This window comes from Moorena sp. SIO3H5, from assembly GCF_010692395.1.
Taxonomy (GTDB): Bacteria; Cyanobacteriota; Cyanobacteriia; order Cyanobacteriales; family Coleofasciculaceae; genus Moorena.
Genome location: NZ_JAAHHS010000611.1, coordinates 1 through 3300, shown reverse-complemented (window position 1 = coordinate 3300; position 3300 = coordinate 1). Strand labels below are relative to the sequence as shown.

Genomic DNA, 3300 nt, shown 5'->3' with positions numbered 1-3300 from the left:
AGATGCTTGGTCTGAAGCAAGTGGTTTAGGAGAAGCTATTCCTAGTCCCGGTGTCCTGTTTTCCGAATCCGATAATGTTATTCCCGATGTCGTTTGGGTTACTCAAGAAACCTATACATTAACCTTAGACGAATCTGGACATCTAACTGGTGCCCCAGAATTAGCTGTCGAAGTTTTATCTGCTAGTCAACAAGACCAAAGACGAGACCGAGAAGCAAAACTAAAACTTTACTCTTCACGAGGCGTAAAAGAATATTGGATTGCTGATTGGAGGTCTCGCAAGCTCGAAATCTATCGCCGAGAAAACAGTCAGCTCAAATTAGTAGCAACCCTTTTCAGCCAAGATACCCTAACCTCTCCCCTCCTACCTGGTTTTAGTTGTACTGTTCATCAGCTTTTTCCGAAATAAAAGGGAATAGGGAATAGGGAACAGGGAACAGGGAGTAGGGAATAGGGAATAGGGAATAGGGAAAAAATTATCACAATTTATTTTAGGATTGCTAAAGATATCAATTATATCGCTACCCGTGGAACAGGCTTCTAGCCTGTGACATAACTCAGATTAAACGAATGCTTACTTCTTTTATTACAGCGTTTTTCCTAACTATAAGTTACACAGAATTGTTGCCTGTTTCCTGCTCTGTGCTCTGTGCTCTGTGCTCCCTGCTCCCTGCTCCCTGCTCCCTGCTCCCTAAAAGCTAGAACTTACTAGCTTAAAAACCGCTATAACTGATAGATAGCGATCGCATTTCTTTACATTTCCCCTCAAAAAAAATATAAAAACTCTTGACAAAATAAACTATAATCATTACGATTATAGTTGTAAACAAAAAGCAAAAGGTTCACCTTATGCCATCAGAATTTCCAACAAATCCAGAGAACAATCCAGACGATTCTTCCCAAAACCAAATCCGTGTTCAGCACATTTTAAAAGGCTCCCGCAAGGCAATAACTAATACCATGCATACCCTCTATGCACTGGGCTACACCGAAATATCCGAGTGGAGTCCTCTGCAGCCGACGGATGTTCCGGGAGAATTCATAACAATTAGCACCAAGTACTTCAGGCTCCGTTAACACGTTAAATTGCTGGGGGGTTTTCCCCCGGCCAAACCATCCGGTCGAGTCCCGTAAGATCACTCACGTTTGGATAGGTTGGAAAACTGAATGACATAAGGTAAATTCCTAGCCGTGGATAGTATTTCTGCGGCTATTTTTTTGGGAGGTTAGCAGGTTTAAGGTTAGCAGGTTTAAGGTTAGCAGGTTTAAGGTTAGCAGGTTTAAAGTTGGTTAGTTGAAGGTTTAAGGTTGAAGGTTGGTTAGTTGAAGGTTGTTCGCGTAGCGTGGCCTATTGGCCAAGGTTGGTTAGTTGAAGGTTGTTCGCGTAGCGTGGCCTATTGGCCAAGGTTAGTTAGTTGAAGGTTGTTCGCGTAGCGTGGCCTATTGGCCAAGGTTGGTTAGTTGTTCGCCTTTGGCGTTCCCGAAGGGTAGGTTGTCTGTAAGAATGCATAATGGTGAATTCTAAATTCTAAATTCTAAATTCTAAATTCTAAATTCTAAATTCTACACTTCCCCATCTCCCCATCTCCCCATCTCCCCATCTCCCCATCTCCCCATCTCCCTATCTCCCCATCTCCCTATCTCCCCAAAAATTTCCTGGTGGAATAGCCGAGATTGTGTATAGGAGTATAGTGCAGCTACCCGGAAGTCTGAAGTCTGAAGTCTGAAGTCTGAAATTCTTTAATATCAAGGATTTCCACTGTAGGACGCGGGTTTGTTATTTCTGCCCCCCCTGCATGCACTAGTCAGTTGGCAGAACTCTAATCCAGACAATTGAGGTAATCCTATGACTTTGATCAACAAACTTCATTCAACGCCACAGAATTACTCCGATTTTACTGTACCCTTAAACATTAAAGCATCTGATATATCAATCGTTATTCCCGTCAGAAATAATCAAGAAGGACTGGATTTATTTTTAACTGAGTTTTTTACAAGCCAGAATCCCCACATCTATCCAAAAGAAATTATTATTATTGATAATAACTCCAGGCGACCAATTACTATCGATCAACACTTCCAAGGTAATAATCTTTCGATCAGATTGCTGAAATGCTCAAGAAATGATTTAGCCTCTGCCAGAAATGTAGGCATCAACTATGCCAAAGGAGATTGGATTTTATTTACCGATAGCCACTGTCTTCCATCTGAATCATTTATCGAAGGCTATCTTAATACTAAAAATGGCTCAATAGGCTATGCCGGTAATGTTAAAGCATGGGGCAAGGATTTATTATCAAAATTTTATGACGGTCAAGAAAGATTCATTCCCTTAACCATGATTGAACAGTGCCAGATCAGTAGACCAGAATCATTAATTACAGCCAATGCCCTGATTTGGAAAAAAGCCCTTCAACAAATCGGTGGATTTAAACAAACCATTAGAATTCCCGAAGGAGCCGATCTAGATTTAGCATTTCGATTATTCCAACTTGGTCAAGTATCCTATTGTTGGCAATCCATTGTCTATCCTAATCACAATAAAGAAATCCCCGAATTTATCCAACGATTTATCAACGATCAAAACAGTAAACTAATGGTGAGTAATCTCTATCATATTTAAATGATAGCAGTAGGGAATAGGGAGTAGGGAATAGGGAGTAGGGAGTAGGGAGTAGGGAGAAAGAGAGGGAAGTGTGGGAGGTGTGGGAGGTGTGGGGAGATAGGGAGATAGGGAGATAGGGAGATAGGCGTAGGGTGCGTTAGGGACTGGCTTGCCCTGATTTTAACGGTCGCCAGTGTTGGGAGAGCCAGTCCCGTAACGCACCACCGGGTCAAACAGCTTTTAGGAGATGCACCCACAGGGAATAGGTAAAAAATCTGTGTAGCTAATTAATAGGATAACCGCTATAGTTACTAGCAATTAGGCAAAAACTATAATAAACTCCCCATCCCCCCATCTCCCACACTCCCCATCTACCCTAATCTGAAGGGGGCAATTCCCGATCGCTCAAGCTTTTTTTACCTGTTCCTGCATAGTATTTATATTGTTCAATGATAATTTTCGCGAGCTCAGAAAGGGGTATTTCTTTACCATCAACCTGAGCTTTCACATAAATCTTTAGTGCTTCAATATAAGATAGACCAAGAGCCAGGGTTAGTGCTGCTGCCGTTGAGCCTGATATTGCTCCACCAAGAACAGTGCCTGCACCAGGAATCATTTTGAGTAAATTGGCGACAATTACTTTACCCACTGCAGTCATTCCTCCTGTACCCCCAAGAGCAGATATCACCATGCCA

Annotated in this window: 4 protein-coding genes and 1 pseudogene; 4 read left to right on the top strand and 1 reads right to left on the bottom strand. The window is 42.1% G+C overall.

The features are described 5' to 3' along the window. From F6K52_RS34410 to F6K52_RS34395, 4 genes are all read left to right on the top strand, one after another. Positions 1–409: Uma2 family endonuclease (locus F6K52_RS34410; protein WP_293089408.1), on the top strand; the 409-nt coding region annotated here is incomplete at its 5' end. A gap of 161 nt (positions 410–570) precedes the next feature. Then, positions 571–702, top strand: coding sequence for a hypothetical protein (locus F6K52_RS34405; protein WP_293089406.1), 132 nt, complete (start codon positions 571–573; stop codon positions 700–702). A gap of 147 nt (positions 703–849) precedes the next feature. Further along, positions 850–1077 (top strand): hypothetical protein, encoded by a 228-nt coding sequence (locus F6K52_RS34400; RefSeq protein WP_293089404.1) that lies wholly within the window; start codon positions 850–852, stop codon positions 1075–1077. A gap of 769 nt (positions 1078–1846) precedes the next feature. Next, positions 1847–2623: a glycosyltransferase gene (locus F6K52_RS34395; RefSeq protein ID WP_293089402.1), complete on the top strand. Its 777-nt coding sequence runs from the start codon at positions 1847–1849 to the stop codon at positions 2621–2623. 358 nt (positions 2624–2981) lie between these two features. Here F6K52_RS34395 and F6K52_RS34390 read toward each other — a convergent pair. Beyond that, positions 2982–3300: pseudogene (locus F6K52_RS34390) on the bottom strand (GTP-binding protein); the annotation flags it as partial.